The organism is Dyadobacter frigoris, assembly GCF_005280585.1.
Taxonomy (GTDB): domain Bacteria; phylum Bacteroidota; class Bacteroidia; order Cytophagales; family Spirosomataceae; genus Dyadobacter; species Dyadobacter frigoris.
In genome coordinates this window covers 50528-69591 of record NZ_SZVO01000015.1, presented here as the reverse complement: position 1 = coordinate 69591, position 19064 = coordinate 50528, and the positions used below count along the sequence as shown (strand labels likewise).

At 39.9% G+C, this 19064-nt stretch carries 17 protein-coding genes; 2 read left to right on the top strand and 15 right to left on the bottom strand.

The features are described from left to right. Positions 1–62 precede the first annotated feature (62 nt). Positions 63–770: a site-2 protease family protein gene (locus FDK13_RS26585; protein ID WP_137343057.1), complete on the top strand. Its 708-nt coding sequence runs from the start codon at positions 63–65 to the stop codon at positions 768–770. Between the two features lie 5 nt (positions 771–775). Here the strand turns inward: FDK13_RS26585 and FDK13_RS26580 are convergent, their stop codons facing one another. The 4 genes from FDK13_RS26580 to FDK13_RS26565 all read right to left on the bottom strand — a co-directional run bounded on the left by FDK13_RS26580 (position 776) and on the right by FDK13_RS26565 (position 5618). After that, entirely contained in the window at positions 776–2617 is a 1842-nt protein-coding gene (locus FDK13_RS26580) for a BamA/TamA family outer membrane protein (RefSeq protein ID WP_137343056.1), read from the bottom strand. A 119-nt stretch (positions 2618–2736) separates the two neighbouring features. Further along, positions 2737–4389: a hypothetical protein gene (locus FDK13_RS26575; protein ID WP_229216226.1), complete on the bottom strand. Its 1653-nt coding sequence runs from the start codon at positions 4387–4389 to the stop codon at positions 2737–2739. Positions 4390–4566: 177 nt separating this feature from the next. Beyond that, positions 4567–5067 (bottom strand): NADH-quinone oxidoreductase subunit C, encoded by a 501-nt coding sequence (locus FDK13_RS26570; RefSeq protein WP_137343054.1) that lies wholly within the window; start codon positions 5065–5067, stop codon positions 4567–4569. Between the two features lie 32 nt (positions 5068–5099). Further along, positions 5100–5618 (bottom strand): NADH-quinone oxidoreductase subunit B, encoded by a 519-nt coding sequence (locus FDK13_RS26565; RefSeq protein WP_137343053.1) that lies wholly within the window; start codon positions 5616–5618, stop codon positions 5100–5102. A 139-nt stretch (positions 5619–5757) separates the two neighbouring features. Between FDK13_RS26565 and FDK13_RS26560 the strand changes: the two genes are divergently transcribed. Continuing rightward, a complete protein-coding gene (locus FDK13_RS26560; protein ID WP_137343052.1) occupies positions 5758–6522 on the top strand; it encodes a hypothetical protein in 765 nt (254 codons plus the stop codon). Between the two features lie 634 nt (positions 6523–7156). Here the strand turns inward: FDK13_RS26560 and FDK13_RS26555 are convergent. The 11 genes from FDK13_RS26555 to thiC all read right to left on the bottom strand — a co-directional run bounded on the left by FDK13_RS26555 (position 7157) and on the right by thiC (position 19037). After that, positions 7157–7627: an NADH-quinone oxidoreductase subunit A gene (locus FDK13_RS26555; protein ID WP_137343173.1), complete on the bottom strand. Its 471-nt coding sequence runs from the start codon at positions 7625–7627 to the stop codon at positions 7157–7159. A gap of 103 nt (positions 7628–7730) precedes the next feature. Next, on the bottom strand, positions 7731–8615 hold the full coding sequence (locus tag FDK13_RS26550) for a sulfite exporter TauE/SafE family protein (protein ID WP_137343051.1): 885 nt from the start codon (positions 8613–8615) through the stop codon (positions 7731–7733). 129 nt (positions 8616–8744) lie between these two features. Next, a complete protein-coding gene (locus FDK13_RS26545; RefSeq protein WP_137343050.1) occupies positions 8745–10442 on the bottom strand; it encodes a GH39 family glycosyl hydrolase in 1698 nt (565 codons plus the stop codon). A gap of 278 nt (positions 10443–10720) precedes the next feature. Beyond that, a complete protein-coding gene (locus tag FDK13_RS26540; protein ID WP_137343049.1) occupies positions 10721–11662 on the bottom strand; it encodes a nitrilase family protein in 942 nt (313 codons plus the stop codon). Between the two features lie 78 nt (positions 11663–11740). After that, on the bottom strand, positions 11741–12553 hold the full coding sequence (locus tag FDK13_RS26535; protein WP_137343048.1) for a helix-turn-helix transcriptional regulator: 813 nt from the start codon (positions 12551–12553) through the stop codon (positions 11741–11743). A 15-nt stretch (positions 12554–12568) separates the two neighbouring features. Beyond that, complete coding sequence (gene moeB / locus FDK13_RS26530) at positions 12569–13642, bottom strand: HesA/MoeB/ThiF family protein (RefSeq protein WP_229216225.1); 1074 nt, start codon at positions 13640–13642, stop codon at positions 12569–12571. Positions 13643–13753: 111 nt separating this feature from the next. Next, the gene (gene thiH / locus FDK13_RS26525) at positions 13754–14869 is read right to left on the bottom strand and encodes a 2-iminoacetate synthase ThiH (protein WP_137343047.1); all 1116 of its coding nucleotides are present in this window, start codon (positions 14867–14869) and stop codon (positions 13754–13756) included. Next, a complete protein-coding gene (locus tag FDK13_RS26520) occupies positions 14862–15626 on the bottom strand; it encodes a thiazole synthase (protein ID WP_137343046.1) in 765 nt (254 codons plus the stop codon). The genes thiH and FDK13_RS26520 overlap by 8 nt, the downstream gene beginning before the upstream one ends. Continuing rightward, complete coding sequence (locus FDK13_RS26515; RefSeq protein WP_220417432.1) at positions 15620–16243, bottom strand: thiamine phosphate synthase; 624 nt, start codon at positions 16241–16243, stop codon at positions 15620–15622. The genes FDK13_RS26520 and FDK13_RS26515 overlap by 7 nt, the downstream gene beginning before the upstream one ends. A 287-nt stretch (positions 16244–16530) precedes the next feature. Continuing rightward, on the bottom strand, positions 16531–17154 hold the full coding sequence (locus FDK13_RS26510; protein ID WP_137343045.1) for a thiamine phosphate synthase: 624 nt from the start codon (positions 17152–17154) through the stop codon (positions 16531–16533). Further along, complete coding sequence (gene thiC / locus FDK13_RS26505; protein WP_137343044.1) at positions 17154–19037, bottom strand: phosphomethylpyrimidine synthase ThiC; 1884 nt, start codon at positions 19035–19037, stop codon at positions 17154–17156. Before thiC ends, FDK13_RS26510 begins: the two co-directional genes overlap by 1 nt. Positions 19038–19064 lie beyond the last annotated feature (27 nt).

Sequence of the window (19064 nt, the reverse complement as noted above, 5' to 3'; positions counted from 1 at the left end):
ATTGAGTTTCGCTACCTGGGCAGAAGCATGTTTGGTAAAGATACTTTTTGATAAATAATTATATGGGTGAAATTGATAATAAGTTGCTTTATCAACTTATTCTGGGATTTTTTATTGCCACTATCATTGCAACGATAGTTCATGAATATGGACATTTTTTTACTGCTAAATTACTAGGTTATGATGCCAGAGTGAGTTACGGCTATACGACCTGGACTAATACCAGCTATCAGGACTTTTTTGGCAGCTTTACAAGAGATGAAAGGATCAAGATACAAACCAATGAATATTTTCCCAGGCAGCAAGAATACCATGACTTTACGAAGAGGATAAAACATGAGACTTTTTTGATCACACTAAGCGGTCCCTTGCTTACAATATTAATTGGTACTTTGGGATTCGCTATTCTGTGTTTTGATAGAAAAAATTTTATTGCGGACTCGCTGTCTCCGAAGAAGTGGTTCTTACTTTTTATTGCTTTCTTTTGGTTAAGGCAGCCGGCCAATTATGTGCTTGACCTTTTGTCTGCCATTAGCCGTGGACATTATCCCTATGGGAATGATGAAACTGTTTTGGCGAGGTACTTTGCATTCGATATTTGGTCAATTTCCTTTGTTTTGGCCTTAATTGGTCTCGTAATTGTTTTTATAATCTACAAAAAATTCATTCCTGATGAAAGCAAGACAACTTTTCTTCTCGCTGGTCTGATCGGTGGAATTGGAGGGTATATGCTGTGGATATTTATTCTGGGGCCTGTTTTTATGTCGTGAACCGATTATTGTAACGGTACGATGGCCGGAGCAGAAATGTCAAAATCTTTTAACCTTAAAGGCGTATTTCCTTCAATAGCATATCGGAAAGGAGAGCTGTTTTCCGGTATATTGATATAATATCCAAGACGCAACTGAAGTGTATTGATTGAAAGATTTTCATTTCGAAGTCTTATTCCAAATCCATAACCCTGATAAAGCGGACTTTTCCAAACTGTATTTTTGCTGGTAACCAGTCCAATATCTGCAAAAGTGTAATAAGCGATACGAAATCCGAGAAGACTTTTCTCAGAAAAATAAACGGTTTCAAAACCAAAAGTGAGTCGTTTGGTACCGATAAGCTGGTCGTTATTGATGCCACGAATTCCCTGGCTATTGCTGATATTAAGGTAATCCAACGGATCGCGACGGATACCATGTGTGTATCGAACGGTAATAAATTGTCTGAAATAGCTGTAACGAAAAGGAATAAGCTTACTAATATAATTTCCCTGTCCGCTGATTACACCTTGCTGTGCCTCGCCCTTTTTAAAATAAGACCCAAGGTTTGCCAGACCATATAAATAACCCATATTATGCGGAAGATAATTTCCGGAAGCAAATTGGACTCCCGCATATCCACGCTGTCCAAATTCGGTTTTTTCACTGCCCAACGTCATAGAAAACAGGTTTCCTACCGGTACATCTTCCGTTCTCCCAAAACCGTAAATCAATACATCGCGTTTGTAACTCCGGTTGGAATAACCCAGGCTCATCAACGTGGCACTTCTGTCCCAGTAAATTTTATTGAGATCAACGTTAACTTCCGGGCGCTCCGTATAGCTGAATTTATTATGTCTTAATGCAAATACGAGACGCGATTTTTCACTGAGTGAAGAATTTTTAAACGGGAATTTGAAAGATCTCCCCAGCCAGATATCATAATAAAAATAGGAGGTAGGGTATCGGATTTCCTGCAATGTACTGTCAATATTTCTTTTGTATTGACGTAAAGCGACGTGGCCGGCTTCTATGGAGCCGGCGTATTTTGTTTCCGTTGTAAGAAATGCTCTTGAAAATACAATGGATTGCTCTTTTCTGTCCCTCTCATAAATGAAGTTTGCCTGGCCGGTTATGAAAGTTTTTCCAATGTAGGGAATCGTATAAATTGTACGGAACTGGAATTTCTGTAAAGTGTCTTTGGTGTCCAGCCTGATTCGGGTGAGCTGCTGATGGGTAGTTCCGTTTACGTTGGTATTATTTAGTCCCAGGTTAAACCGGTTAAAAGAATTAAAACCTCCTGAAAAGTTATAAGACCATGAATCCTGAATCAAAACGACAATATCGGCCATCCAGGTAACATCAGTTCTTGGCACGACAATAATCCGGGCATCCGTTATGGTCCCGTTTTTTCTTAACAAACGTTCATTATCTCTTAAAACACTGGCCTGAATTTCGTCACCTTCGGAAAACATCAGAAAGGATTTCCTGATAATCCGTTCACGGGTATTGGTGTGAAAACTTTTACTGAGGAATCGCTCAACCTGTTTACCAACGCGGGTTGTATCATAAACGGATTCCCCTAAAACATCCAATTGTTTGATAATGATTTTCCTGATCACCATGCCTTCATAAGGCGTGAAAGGGTTGGTTTCGATGGCTTTTACTTCACCTTTATTACCCTGATTGTATACGTCCCTAAAAAGCAATCGGTATACGGACCTGGAGAATTTTGTTTTCGACATACGAATTTTGAGATTGGTATATCGCACACTATCCATGTTCATTCTTCCATTTCTCCGGCCGTCGTTTTTCTGCGCCAGAGCAATGGTTGAAATAAACAAGAAAAGTAACAAATATCTAAACATGGGCACATAGCAATGAACAAATCATTAGACAATATATAAACGTACGAATGTTAGATGTAGTAAGATTTAAAGTGTTTTTTGTATTGCTAAGATTGGAATGAAATTAAGATTATACTTTATTAATTTCGTGCCTCACGAATTGCTTTAAGAATTAGTTCTGTCTGGCCGGGAGATGGTGCTTTTTTTGTTTCGAATTTCCCGTTTGGTTTGATGATAGCATACGTTGCAGAATCAAGCGGATTAAGTCGGATAAGCAAATCAATAAGCTGATTGCCGTTTACAAACATATGCACACCTTTTAACTGGTGTCTTACAATATACTGTTTAACCAGATCATAGGAAACCGGATTTTCATCTGTTGGTAAATGCAGGTAAATAAATTCTACATCCGTAGGCAATTGGGCACGTAAAGAAGCTGCATATTCGAGATCGTCCCGGCTTTTCTGATCATCGATATTCCATTTTAAAATATAAAGTGTTTTTCCTTTGTACTGATCCGTTATGCTGGTGAACCAGGAGTTTCCGCGACTGTCAGATTCTGCCAGCCAGTATTCAGGAAGAACTTCCGTCGGAGTGGCTTTAAGATCACGGAAAGAAATCATTTTATTGATATTGACGCTGTCCTTAACTTCCAGCCGCACAATTTCATCCAGCGACTGACGGAATTGTGGAGATATTAAACGCGTTTGAATGTATTTGTTCAGGCTAAGCTGATTTTTATACGAAAACTTGTAGAAATTTTTGGGCAGATAACGTGCATTCAGAAAATCGGAGCTGGTACTGTCAAATTGTGTATGATTTAATCTGCTTTCGGCCTCATAAGCAAAAAGCAAATCAAGCAATGTGGTATTTCTTTTGTAAAGATTGTTAAGAAAATCCATCTCAATCTTTTCTGCTTTCCCTCGTTCAATGATGACGTCGAGTTTTTCTGTTTCGTCGTCAGTCAAGCCGGTCGTGTTATTTTTTATCATGGTTCCCATTAGTCTTACCTGAAGGGAATTGACTTTCGGCGAAGCGCCGTTAGCCCATATTTGTTTTTTTAAATCAGCATAAGAAGAAATCCGGCCTGCTAATGATGCGCGCTGGCCTGTTAAAGGGGCCTTTGCCAGCTTTTTCAGATCTACCAGCCAGCTATCTGATTTGGGTACATCAAGCTGGTTGCTTAATAAATATTCATACAGATTTTGATACCTTTCATCTTCCGCGATGGATTGCACCCATTGAGTTAGCGGCTTATCCGGAATGGAATTGGAAGTTTGTAATAATGCAGATACCCGAAGTTCAGCACGGGCCGAGGCGGCTTTAGTTGCTTCGGAAAAACTTTTATCCCAAAATGTATCATAAAACTTTGTTCCCAGAACGCTGTTTGCGGCCAGTGCGTTGTTCAATGAAGCCAAATATTGCGGATACAAATTGTTGGCAGTGGCATTTACTCCGGCAAAATAAAAAAGCTTTTTTGCCTTCGAAATAGAATCTCCGTTGAAAGTAATTTCTACTTCTCCCGGAGAGCCTAAAAAGGTTGTAAAAGCCTTTCCGCTGTAATCCAGATAAATTTCTTCACTCGAAAATAAAATAGGTAATGAAACCCGGAAACTACCGTCAGCTTGCAAAAGAGCCTGTTTGCTGAGCTCCGACTGAGGTTGTAGAATATTGTTTCTGGAAAAAGTGACGGATGGAGCCTGTCTGTATAGCCGCCCGGTCAGATTCAATATTCTTCCTTTGATTATTAGAGAATCCGTGACTGCAAATCCTGAATAGGAAGTACACAGCATTATAACGAGAATTATTAGGGGTAATTTAGTTCGCATGTTGATCAGTAATTAATAACGAAAAATACTGAGCCTTTCGGAAGCAAACAAATTTGTCAGTTAAATTTCAAACTGTTGAATGGCCAATGAAATAAATCAGGAGGTTAATTTATTGATTATTAATGTTTTATTATAATTATTTCAGTTTTCGTACCGCACATTTATTCCGTGATATTTCTCCTGAGCACTATAATCTTTTCGTAACGGATGGCCTTCCCAGTCTTCCGGAAGCAAAATACGGCGAAGATCAGGATGATTTTCAAAATGAATTCCAAACAAATCGAAAGTTTCACGCTCATGCCAGTCTGCTGTGCGCCAGATGTGACTTACGGTAGACACAGAAGGCAAAGGTTGATCTTCCGTATTTCTTGGGAAAATAATTTTAAGCATCAGCTCATGGCCGTACGGAATGGAGTTAAGATTATAGATCAACTCCATTGTGGCTAGTCCCGGGCCGTTATCTATGGCCGTGATACAAGCCAGATAATCAAAATAAAACCTTTCATCTTCAAATAAAAACTGACAGATTTCAGCAATGCTGCCTGACGGAACTGTTATGGATGGTTGGAGTCCTTTTTCATCAGCACTGATCATTTCTCCAAAACCGGCAACAAGAATATTTTTTATTTCTTCAAAAGTCATTTCAGTATTTCAATTTTGGAACGAAGGAATAGTTAAGCAGGAACACCTTCCTGCATTTCCAGAAATAGTTCGGGTGCAAGGGGATGTTCTCCACGTATTTTTTCCTGCAATTTCATAAATCCGCCGATCAGAGCCTCCGGTCGGGGCGGACAACCGGGAACGTATATATCAACGGGAATAATTTTATCGACTCCTTTAACCACATGATAACCATGCTCCCAGTAAGGGCCGCCACAATTTGAGCAGCTTCCCATGGAAATAACGTAACGGGGTTCTGGCATTTGTTCATATAAACGACGAATGCGGTCAGCCATTTTGAACGTTACGGTTCCTGCCACAATCATAACGTCGGACTGACGGGGGGAAGGGCGCGGCAATATTCCAAAGCGTTCCAAATCGTAGTGTGAGGCGTAGGCGGCCATCATTTCAATAGCACAGCAAGCCAGTCCAAATCCCATTGGCCAAAGCGAAGAAAGCCTTGCCCAGTTCATCAAATCCTCTGCGTTGGTTAATATAATCCCGCCGTCGCCGGTTTTTATTCTTTCACTCATCTCTGTCACTTTCGGTAAATTCACTGGTACAATATTTGCTCGAACAAGAGCTAATCTGTTACAATGCAAAAGTAATGAATATTGATAAGAAACAGACTTTCATCAGTACCGGATTGCAAACACTTCAACTTATCCCGATATGAAAAACAAATTACTTTTGACTATTCTTTTCTCTGCCTTTTTTATCAACATTTCAAACGCACAGACAATTTCTGATACCACCGGAACGGCACCCAAAAAATTCATGAGCGGTATGGCCGTTTACGCTGAATTCGGGGTTTTATCCAACAGTAGTTTTAAAGCGATACGAAATCAGATGAAGGCTTTAAATATCAAGCCTTTTGAAAATTTAATGGCTTCAATTGTTCTTGCCAAAAGAATTGAGACAAAGAAATTCTTTGCTGAAAGTCGACTGATTTTAATGAATTCTACTAAGTATAATAACGATGATAATCAGAGTAAGGGTTCTTTTAGGGGAATTGGAATTGGAGTGGATGCAAGTCCAAAATTTGTAAATTCCACGCACTGGAATGTTTTGATACCCATTGGCTGGGATCTGATGTTATATCAGGTGAAAGTAAAAAATGATCAAACAGCAAGTTTTGCACAGGTTGTTTCCAATCCAAATGGTTACCGGTCTGCGAAATTGCATAATGGCAGTTTTAATTTACACGCCGGAATCGGGGTTGATTACAAGATGAATTTATTTCCAAAAGTATATGACAAAGTTTACATCAGCAGTAAAGTGACATATCATTTACCGTTGGCGAGGATGGGAAGATGGCGGGGAGATGATGTGAAAGTCACCGATTTGCCGTCATTTAAAGCCAACCAGTTATATGCGCAGATCGGTCTGGTGTTTTTTCCAAAAAATATGGGGAGAATGTGGGGTAAAATGCATTGAAATGATTTTTGGGGGGCGTATTCACTGTTCCATAGGAGCATCCTGTTTATAGAAATTTATTACCCCGGCGGAAATTTTCTGGCTGTATCGGAGGCTCCTATGGGGCCAGGATTCGGAAACAAGAAATTTGTTGCTATAAACAGGATGCTCTTATCGAGCAAAATTTAGCTCATTTTGATTGATTAAGAATAAATGATTTTCTTAATCAATCAAAATGGGGCCTCTTATTTACAGCTCCTTTACAAATTGATAGAAGGTTGATAAATTTTCATAGCTCTCATAGGAGCATCCTGTTTATAGAAATTTATTACCCGGCGGAAATTTTCTTGCTGCATCGGAGGCTCCTATGGAGCCGGGATACAGCAAGAAATTTGTTGCTATAAACAGGATGCTCTTATCGAGCAAAATTTAGCTCATTGCTGATTGATTAAGAATAAATGATTTTCTTAATCAATCAAAATGGGGCCTCTTATTTACAGCTCCTTTACAAATTGATAGAAGGTTGATAAATCCACAGCTCCATAGGAGCACCCTGTTTATAGAAATTTATTACCCGGCGGAAATTTTCTGGCTCCATCGGAGCCTCCTGGAGTTTTCGGGAATTCTTTTTATCTATTTTAAAAACTGACAAAAATTAAGTTCTTTTATATTTCTCATTAACCTGTTTATACAAATCGGCAGGAACAGGCGATTTTACTTCCGGAATTTGCGGTTGCGGACGAACCCAGTCCAGATATCCTTTTACCCAGGCATAAGCTAATCCAAGAATCAGAATCAAGACAAAAACTGTCATTTCTGCCATAGCAAACCAGCCCCATTGGCCATTAGTCTGCGCAATAAGTTCCTCATTACCAAAGACAACTGCCCAAGGAAACAGGAATAATAATTCGATTTCAAAAAGGACAAAAATCAGGGCGATTACATAAAAACGAACATTGAACTGCACATTCGCATTTCCCAGAGGATCTTCTCCGGACTCATACGTAGTAAGTTTTTCTTCATTCGGACGATCAGGTCTTAAAAAACGAGCGATCGTCAGCATGAGCCCGATAAGGGAAACCGCGGCAATTATAAAGAGAAGTATATAACCAAAATCACTAAGCATAAGGCAGGAAACGAGTTTCTGCAAAGCTAAGGAATTTTGATTTAGTCATGGTAAATGACTATTGAAAGTGTGTCAGGAATTCTGTATTTGCAGATAATTAAAATTAGATAATACTCAGAATAATGGTTCTTAAACTTAAACCAATCACCAGAATTCCAACCATTAACATCAACGGTTTGCGCTTGATTTTTCCAACAAGCAGCGCTCCGAAAGGTGCCGCAATTACCCCGCCAATAATAAGTCCAAGTACAACCTGCCAGTTGTTGATACCATTAAAAATCAGAAATGTAATACCGCTCGCAAAACTAATGACAAATTCAGCCGCATTGACAGATCCGATAGTATAACGCGGATCACGTCCCTGGCCAAGCAAAGTTGAGGTAACAATAGGCCCCCAGCCGCCCCCGCCAACAGAATCCATAAATCCGCCCGTTGCTGCCAGAATACCGATACGTTTCGTTTTATTTTTAACCAGGTTTTTCCGGATTGCTTTACGAATAATGATCACACCTAAAACCAGCATATAAAATGCGATATAAGGTTTAATTACAGCACCATCGATTATATCTGAAAGAAGGTACGCTCCCGTAACTGCACCAAGCACACCTGGAATCAGAAGCGATTTGAAAAGTTTTTTATTGATATTTTTAAATCTGAAATGCGAAATCGCGGAGGCGCCGGTTGTGAACATTTCAGCCACGTGTACGCTTGCGCTGCTTACTGCTGGGGTTACACCAAGACTTAGTAAAAAGGAAGTGGACGTTACACCATAAGCCATTCCAAGTGCGCCGTCAACAAGTTGAGCAGCAAGTCCTACCAATAGATACAGCGCAAAGTCGCTGGATATAAATGTTCCTATACTATCCTGGGTAACCGATATTGTCCCATTTAAAAACAAAAAACCAATGAAAAGAACAATTACACTGATTGGCAAAATATACCAAACCGGTTTTGTAGGAAGTTTAAGAGAAAGGACTTTTTCTAGCATTGTAATCGGAATTAATAATTCAGCAATTTGTGTGATTCTATGCAAAACTACTAAAACTATTAAATCTACCAAATTGATAGAGTAAAATTAATCTTAAATTAATTTTTTGGATCAGAAAAAAAATTGATTTTACCAGGTAATTTTTAAGAATGAAACAGCCTGGCGAGGGAGTGGAAATTCCATCGTTAATTCTCCATTTTTAACATTAACCCATTCAGGCGAAGTAAGGAGCTGTAATTGTCCGGCTTTTTCAAGTATTGTTATTTGCTCAGCGGACGGATTTTTAGGTGATCCCATTTTCTTCCAGACCTCATAAGAATTGCTGTATTTCTGATCAATCCGGTAATGTTGAACCAAAACTTTTTGGGCTGTTATTCCCTTAACATGAATCGCAACAGGAGAATCCGGGGCTGGTTTGTTGTCGTCATGATAATTCCATACCATTACTGCGGCTTCCTTCTGATCCTTTGAAGCAAAAGCATTAATATCAGGTTCGCCACGAACACTTTCATCCCGAACTTTCAGAAAATTATAAGCCAGATTTTGTTTTACATCCACACGCGTTCCCTGCATCATGCCAAACATTCTGAAAACGTTCAGGACTGGTTTATCAACGCCATTGGTAGCCAAATCCCGGAATCCACGAAACCAGGCCTGATCTTCAAATTCAAATGCCCAGGTTACGGCTCCTAATAAATTTACACCTCGGGCTTCTGCCAGATCCGATTTTCTCGCAAAAGATGCCGCCGTATAACTTGAATACATTGTGCCATTCCGGTAGGCATTTTGCGGACTTAAATCTTCAGAACAAGCCGCACAGCCTTCCGGATCAGATTCTCCGATAATGATTGGTAATTTTTTAAGCGTTGGATATGAAGCAACAATCTCAAAACCTTTGTTCATATCACGCAGCTGTGTCCCCATATCCATACGCACAATACCATCAACCAGTTTTGGTGCTCCTTTGGCATGAAAAGTCAAAACATCGATAGGCGAGCCAATTTTGCCCGTTACATAATTTTTTCCCTTGGTAACATGATCCAGGAATGCTCTGAAAAATTTGGCTGAAACGTCCCAGTTGGGGCCTGTTACTTCCGGACCACCGACCTTTGCGGTGGGTAAAGCGCGTTTTACAGCATCGGCAGAATAGTCATACATTTTGATATATTCCTCCGTTGTTCCTTTCCAATAGCCAATATTTGGCTCATTCCATAATTCCCAATACCAGCTTTCAACTTCTTTTTTGCCATATTTTTCAACGGAATGTTTTACCCACTGATAGACCAGTTCTGCAAATTTCGTATAATCTTTTGGCGGATAAGCCCAGCCGGTATAGATATCATTGTAGTTGTCGCCGGGTTTCCAAAAATGCCTATAAGGCTGAGGATGAGAAGATAAAGCCTCGGGCATGAAACCGATTTGCGCAATAGGTTTCATGCCGCGTTCAATATAAGTATCAAATATTTTGTCGACTATTGTCCAGTTATAAATTGGTTTTCCGTCTTTATCTTCCGTGTAAGCATTAGTTGAGCCCCATTTCAAAGCGGCCACACCGTCGCCGGTAACGAGCATACTATGTGCGCGGACAAAAACCGGGACTTTACTTAACTGAGACAATTCAGTAAGCAGTTTTTTTCCGTCTTTCATGTAAGTATAATTCGGCTCATCATAGCCAAACCATGACCAGATGGGTTTTATTTGTCCTTTTTCTTTGTTTAAATCGATTTCGATGGAGACGGGTTTTGCTTCTTGTGCAATAGACTGAAATATTATGAAAAACAGTAAGATGGCTGCTAAACTTATTCTGGTAAAGTGACTGATTTTCATAATATTAAAAAATGTTACACTAATCCTGTGATGAAATCAATATAGTTGTCGCGTGTTATCCAATTGGTCTTTGCTTCCGGGTACGCTTCGATGAAAGCCTTGGGGAACTTAATCTTACTGTCTTGAAGTGACTTAATAAATTTCTTCGTAAGATATTTCTAGTCTTATTTGGTTTAACACTTTTTAGATAAATCAATAAGCGTATTCAACCAATTTAGCTAAATTCATTGCGTTGACTCAACGAATTAACGAAAAGTAACGGGTAAATTCTTGTTTACCTACAACCAGACAACCTTTTGTTCCGAAGTATGTTCCCTCCCAATTATATCTCCATACAAATCCGGCCGCCGCGCTTTTATATATCTGAAACCACCAGCACGTTCCAGTTTTTCCGGTGTTAAAGTTGCAACAGCTATATCATTATCAAGCTCACGACATTCTGCAATGATGTCTCCGTAAGGATCGAGAATCATGGAACAGCCGTTTTTTAGCTGATCATCATCCATACCGATTGGATTGGAGAAAATGGCATAAACCGCGTTGTCATAAGCACGCGCGGGTAACCATTTCATAAGCCAGCTGCGACCTTTGGCACCATCAAATTCCTGACGAAGCGAAGTTGGGTCTGACTCTCTGTTTTTCCATAAAACGGGATCAACAAAACCTGCGCCAGGGCGCGTTGAGGGCGTACACATGGTCACGTGTGGCATAAAAATAACATCGGCCCCAAGAAGTTTTGTAGCTCTTACATTTTCAATAATATTATTATCATAACAAATCAGAATCCCGCATTTCCAACCGAATAAGTCAAAAACGACATATTCATTGCCCGCGGATAAATGCGGATTTATGAAAGGATGAAGTTTCCTGAATTTGGCAACCAGTCCGTTTTCATTGACACAGACATAAGCTTTATAAATTTTATCTTCCGAATCTTTTTCAAACAATCCGGCCAAAATTGTAATGTTATGTTCACGGGAGATTTCGGTGAGTTTTTTAATACTTTCGCCGTTAGGAATAAATTCTGCGATATCCAGTAATTGCTCTTTGGACAAATGACGGGCAAAAGTATAACCCGTTACCGAGCATTCGTGAAAGGAAATAACCTTTGCGCCTTTGGTCGCGGCCTGTTTAGAAAGTTGGCTGATGATTTGAAGATTGTAAGCTTTATCACCGCTGCGGTTCTCAAATTGTGCAGTCGCTATTTTAATATTTTCCATGCTTTTGTCATTTATAGTAAACGATTCAAAAGTAGAAAACAGCGGATTTTCAAAATTGTACAAACCCGACAACGGAATTTATTTTTCAGGAATCTGTAAGAAATTGGCAGCCAGTAAATTTGTTTGACTAATATATTGACTTGGCGTAATACCCGAAATATTTTTCATTTCTCTGATCAAATGTGCCTGATCAAAAAATCCCGCATCATAAACCAGTTTGGTTTGGAAACTTCGCGGACTTTTTCGCAGCAGTTTTAAAAAATATTGAATCCTTATAACACCGGAATATCGCTTGGGGGGAAGTCCGATATGCTCTTCAAACGTCCTTTGCAGTTTTCTTTCACTGATTTGTAAGATGGAAGTAAGCTGGTTTACGGATAGATTTCCGTTATGGTGATGTATTAACTTTATCGTATTAAATGCAAGATTATCAGCTTGATTAGACATTGTCAATTTCCGGGTTAAGAAATTTTCTACGATCTGGATTTTAGAAAAAATATCTGATGATTGAAAAATTTGATCAAGAAGAGTTTCGATTTCCAGAGAATAAAAAGTTTCCAGATTCAGAATCTGATTTTTCAATTCAATGGCAGAAATTTTAAGTAAGGACGAAAGGCCAAATGGATGGAAAACGACGATCAGCATTCCAATTTTGCCAGCGGAAATGATGTTTTGAAAAATGTCCAACTGGCCATAGATGAAGCCAAAAGGAAGTATCGCTGACAATTCATTATGACTTTCAAGATGGATTAGCGGATCTCCATAATTGAAAACCATCCCCGTATTCCCATCAGAAAACATTCTGTGCTGTACATGAGCAGTGTGGTCATTTTCAATAATCAGAAAATGTTTTACAATCTGTGCAAGAGCCGGCGAGGGAAGGATTTGCATGGAATTTACATTTTGCTAAGCTTTTTTAACCCAGAAACTTCGACCTTCAAAACTGTTTTTCGCTAACAACGTGGCAGCAATACGGCTGCGTTTTCCTGTTGTGCAATAAAATACGATGGTTTTGTCGGCTGGAAAGTTAACTATATTTTCAGGCAGTTCGGCAAGTGGAATATTCTCACCACCAATAAAATCTTCCTCAAATTCATAATTTTCCCGGACATCGATCAGATATAAATCTTCTGATTTTGATTCCAGTCTATTTTCCAGTTCTTCAAAAAACATTTCCTCAATTTTAATTTCAGAAATTGTCTTTAAAGGAGTAATTACATTATCATTTTGCACGATCGGAAAATCAGCCGATCGGCTAAAATTGAAAACGTTATTGGTATTACCAAGCGCATTCAAAACCAGTAATTTTCCAGAAAGTATTTCACCAAATCCGCAGATGATTTTGATGGTTTCGTTGGCCATATAAGTACCAATAATACCTGGTAAAATTCCGATTACGCCCGCAACCTCACAATTATCTCCTTCCTCGGCTTCGGGAAAAAGGCAGCGGTATGTTGGGCCGCCCTTGTAATTAAAAACGGAAACCTGGCCTTCGAAACGCAAAATAGAGCCAAAAACCAATGGTTTGTTCAGTGCAACGCAAACGTCATTGGCAAGATAACGTGTTGCGAAATTGTCCGATCCGTCAATAACCAAATCGTAATTGGAAATAATTTCCGATGCATTTAATTCATCCAGTCTTACCGGTATCGCGATAAGATTAATAAAAGGATTCATTGCAGAAAGCTTTTTAACGGCAGTTTCAGCTTTGCTTTTTCCAATGTCATCAGCTGAATATAAAATCTGGCGGTGAAGGTTGGTAACATCCACCGTATCATCATCGACAACACAAATTGTGCCAACCCCGGCCGCAGTCAGATATTGCAAAACCGGACAGCCTAAACCGCCTGCACCAATCACAAGCACTCTCGCAGCTTTCAACTTTTCCTGCCCTGAAATACCCATTTCCGGTAAGATTATCTGGCGGCTATATCTTTTTCTTTCCTGAGATTCCACAGCTAATATTTCGGTGCGCTGCACCTTTATCTACGTTAATTATATCCAGCTTTCTACAAATATTTGGCCGCTCTGCGGCTACGTTATCAGCCTGACGTTCTGGGTTACACATTCTATCATTCACTCATTCAAAATTCAACATTGCATCACTCTGTCCCAATCTTTCCAAACAGGCTCATATCCTTTCGATCTGATCATATTCGCAATCATTTCCGGACTTCTTTCATCTGAAATTTCAAATTGTTCCAAGGATTCCGGTTCCACTGCATATCCTCCCGGATTTGTTTTTGAACCTGCACTTATGGATGTTATTCCAAGCTGAACACAATGATTTCTAAACTTTTCAGATTCTCTGGTTGATAGAGAAATTTCTACTTCTTCATTAAACAAACGATAGGCACAAATGAGTTGCACCAATTCTTTATCGTTCATTTCAACTTTCGGTTCCAGTCCGCCCGAAAATGGACGAAGCCTTGGAAATGACAAACTGTAACGGGTTTTCCAATATTTTTTTTCCAGATAATTGAGATGCAAAGCGGTGAAAAAACTATCCGTCCGCCAATCTTCCAAACCAATTAAAACACCTAAACCCATTTTATGAATACCAGCCTGACCAAGTCTGTCCGGCGTTTCCAAACGGTAATTAAAGTTAGATTTTTTTCCTTTGGGATGATGTTTTTTGTAATCTTCTTTATGATAAGTTTCCTGATAAATCAGTACCGAAGTCAAACCAAGTGGAATAAGTTCAGCATATTCTTCTGTATCCAAAGGCTGCACCTCCATCGAAACCTGAGCGAAATAAGGTCGAATTAAATTTAAAACTTTTTTAAAATATTCTAAGTGAACCGTTTGATTGGCCTCACCCGTTACCAAAAGTACGTGATCATACCCCAGGCTTTTGATGACATGAACTTCCCGTAAAATTTCTTCCTCTGTCAGTGTTTTTCTCCTTACTTTATTATCCAGACTAAATCCGCAATAGGTGCAAATATTGGTACATTCGTTGGAAAGATAAAGCGGGATATACAACTGAATTGTTTTCCCAAAACGCTTCAGTGTTAACTTCTGGCTAAGCTGCGCCATGGGTTCAAGATACGGTGCGGCGGCAGGAGAAATCAGTGCTTTGAAATCTTCCAATGTCCTCCGGGATGTATGTAACGCGTGTTCTACGTCGTTCTTTGTTTTGGAATAAATGCTTTCCTTAACGTCATCCCAGTTATATGATTCGAATAAATCTTGAAAATTAGTCATCTAAAAAAGCGGTTAACGGGCTGCTGGCTATGGCGTAATTTCCTTGTTTGGCTAACCTCGCATGGAAAGCCATCCTTCCTGCTTCGACGGCCATTTTAAAAGCAATCGCCATTTGTACAGGATTTCCGGTAACAGCAATTGCTGTATTAACCAGAACGGCATCAGCACCAATTTCCATCGCTTTGGCAGCATCTGACGGTGAGCCAATTCCAGCATCCACGATCACAGGAACATTACTTTGTTCAATAATGATTTCCAGAAAATCAATCGTTTTCAAACCTTTATTGCTCCCAATCGGAGATCCCAATGGCATTACCGCCGAAGCTCCTGCATTTTCCAACCGCTTGCATAAAACCGGGTCTGCGTGAATGTAAGGAAGAATTACAAAACCTAATTTTGCCAATTCTTCGGTTGCTAAAAGCGTTTCAATTGGATCCGGCATCAGGTATTTCGGATCGGGATGAATTTCAAGTTTTATCCAGTTTGTTTCCAAAGCTTCTCTTGCCAGTTGTGCTGCGAAAACGGCTTCTTTGGCTGTCCGCACACCGGACGTATTGGGTAATAAATTAATCGAGGGATGTTTTAGGTGTATTAGAATATCATCTTCGGCATTGTGCATGTCAACTCGGCGAAGTGCCACTGTTACCAGCTCAGAGCCGGATGCGATCAGTGCTTCTTCCATTAATTTTGAAGAATTAAATTTTCCGGTTCCGGTGAAAAGTCGTGAAGAAAATTCTCTGTCAGCTATTTTTAACATAGTATTTTTTTGATTTTATAAACCACGTTTCCTGGGTTTTTGGCATTAATTATTGAGCCGGAAATGGCAACGCCGTACATTCCTGTTTCTGATATTTCTTGAATATCTTCCTGAGTAATTCCGCCGATTGCAAACATGGGAATGGATAAGACAAGTTCTTTTAATGAAGCTGTAATGTTTCGGTAACCTTCTAATCCTAAAATCGGGCTCAGGTTTTGTTTGGTTGATGTAAACCGGAAAGGGCCTAATCCTATATAATCTGCTCCTTCTTTTATCTGATTTACTACATGCTCCAATGTATTGGCGGTCCCACCGATAATCATTTTTTCTCCAACTATTTTTCTTGCGAATTCTATTGGCATATCATTTAATCCGAGATGCAGTCCGTAAGCATTGATTTCTTTTGCGATAAATGGAAAATCGTTGATTATAAGTTTTGCCTGGTAGCTATCGCAAAAGGTTTTGGCTTTTTCTGCCAGTTTAAGAACGTCTTCAAAAGATTGATCTTTTACCCGAAGTTGTATCCAGCGGCAACCAGCGTCGAGAGCGGTTTGAATGCTTCCGAGGTGGGTTATATCTTTTGTTTGATTTGATATGAATTGCAGTTTGTCTATCATTTGATTTGATTCACATGGGTGGCATGGATGTTATGAATGATTGCATATATCGATCCCATCGATCCCGTGGTTCTCATGGATAATCCAATCCCAAAGTCCCAGGGTATAAACCCCGGGCTAAGATATTCGACCCCGTCAGGGTCGTTGGCATAATGAAAATTTAGGCCAATATTAGATTTTTGGAAATGCCTAATTATCATCGTACGGAAAAAGCCCAACGGGCTTACATATCTTAGCACCGGGCATCGTCCGGTGGTTCGTGGTGGTTTATGATGGTTCCCAATGGTTCATGATGATTTACATTGATTTATGAAATTAACCACCTCCCGTAATTTCCGGAAATTGGCAACTACATTTTCCGTTTCCTTCCATAATGTTCCCAAAACGGCCGCCCCATCAAAACCCATTTCACTTACTTTCTCCATATTTTCACTGGAAATTCCACCTAAACCTATTATCGGTATTTTATTAATTTCAGGCTTGATAGAAAAGTTTTCTGGTAAAACACCTTTGTAACCTGCTTTTGAAATACTGTCAAAAACTGGCCCGAAAAATGTATAGCTGAAATACTTTAAAAGGGTCCCTATTTCAGTTAAATCATGAATCGAAGTACTTAGCAGAAAATCATCGGATTTTAAGTTTTTCAGAATTTCCATTGAAGTCTGGCTTCTTTCCTTTTCCGTAAAATGAAGTTTTTTAATTCCAAATTCTCCCGCCAGGTTATGATGCTGGTGAATCGCAATTCTGTCAATAAATTCCGAATTGATTTTACTTAACAGATTCTTGAAATCGTTTTCTTCACTTTCAGGTTTTCGTATATGTAAACACACCAATCCTTCCCTGAAAAGACTGTTTATTAGTCCAGCCTCGTCAGGGAAAAACGCTGGATTGGATATGGCTAATAGTTTCATTATAAATAAATTTCACTTCCCTTATTAGCGAACTCTCTCGCTTTCTCCTGCATTCCTTCTTCTAGTGCCATTTCTTCCATCAAGCCATTTTCTTCTGCATAATCACGAACATCCTGTGTAATTTTCATCGAACAGAAGTTGGGTCCGCACATGGAGCAGAAGTGAGCGATTTTTGCACCTTCGGCAGGTAATGTTTCGTCGTGAAATTCTTTTGCAGTGTCCGGATCAAGCGAAAGGTTGAACTGATCTTCCCAGCGAAATTCGAATCTTGCTTTGCTTAATGCATTATCGCGGTATTGGGCGCCTGGGTGTCCTTTCGCCAAATCAGCAGCGTGGGCTGCGATTTTGTAAGTGATCACGCCGTCCTTTACGTCTTTTTTATTAGGTAATCCCAAATGCTCTTTTGGCGTAACATAACAAAGCATCGCCGTTCCAAACCAGCCGATCATCGCTGCGCCAATGGCGGAGGTAATGTGGTCATAACCCGGAGCAATGTCTGTGGTTAATGGTCCTAATGTGTAAAAAGGTGCTTCCTGGCAATGTTCCAGTTGCTTCTCCATATTTTCCTTGATCAAATGCATAGGCACATGACCCGGACCTTCGATAATGGTTTGAATATCATGTTTCCAGGCAATTTTTGTCAGTTCACCCAAAGTTTCCAATTCTGAAAACTGTGCTGCATCATTGGCATCTGCGATACAGCCAGGCCTCAATCCGTCACCCAAAGAAAAAGCTACGTCATAAGCTTTCATGATCTCGCAGATTTCTTCAAAATGTGTGTAGAGGAAATTTTCCTTGTGATGTGCAAGGCACCATTTTGCCATGATCGAACCGCCGCGGGAAACAATTCCGGTGATGCGTTTAGCTGTTAACGGAATATATCTCAACAAAACACCTGCATGGATCGTAAAATAATCCACACCTTGTTCGGCTTGTTCAATCAAAGTATCTCTGAACAATTCCCAGGTAAGGTCTTCTGCTTTTCCATTGACTTTTTCGAGCGCCTGATAAATGGGAACGGTGCCAATTGGGACAGGAGAGTTCCGGATAATCCATTCCCGGGTTTCATGAATATTTTTTCCGGTCGAAAGGTCCATGATAGTGTCCGCACCCCAGCGACAAGCCCAAACCGTTTTTTCTACTTCTTCCTCTATGCTGGATGTTACCGCTGAATTGCCAATGTTCGCATTGATCTTCACAAGAAAATTCCTGCCAATAATCATCGGCTCGCTTTCCGGATGGTTAATGTTAACCGGAATTACTGCTCTGCCGGCGGCCACTTCTGACCGCACAAATTCAGGTGTAATAAATCCTTTTGGCGTATTGGCTCCGAAACTATGACCGGCGTGCTGATGCGCCAAAGTTCCTGCTTTGCCTTTTAGTTCTGTAATTTGTTCTTCAATCCGCTGGTTTTCACGGATAGCGATATATTCCATTTCAGCCGTGATGATTCCCTTTTTTGCATAATGCAATTGGGAAACGTTTTGCCCTGCCTTGGCCCTGAAAGGTTTGCTGATGTGCGCAAATCTTAAAGCATCCAGACTTTTATCATTTTTTCGCTGCGTTCCGTATTCTGATGAAATGGTATCAAGCTGCTCCACGTCTCCACGCTTCAAAATCCACGAAGCTCTTAACGGTTCCAGTCCTTTTTTTACATCAATTTCAATATCAGGATCTGTAAAAGGTCCGCTGGTATCGTAAATTGTAACGGAAGGATTTTTCTCAATCAGCCCTAACTTTCCATGCACTTTTGTATCGCTGAGAGATACCTCGCGCATAGCGACTGAAATGTCGTGTATTATTCCTTTCACATAAATCTTCCTGGATTTTGGAAAGGGTTTTCTTGAAATTACTTCTGTGTCTGGTGTTTTTTCGGTTTTCATATATGGAAGCTTTTTGGCGGTTAGCGA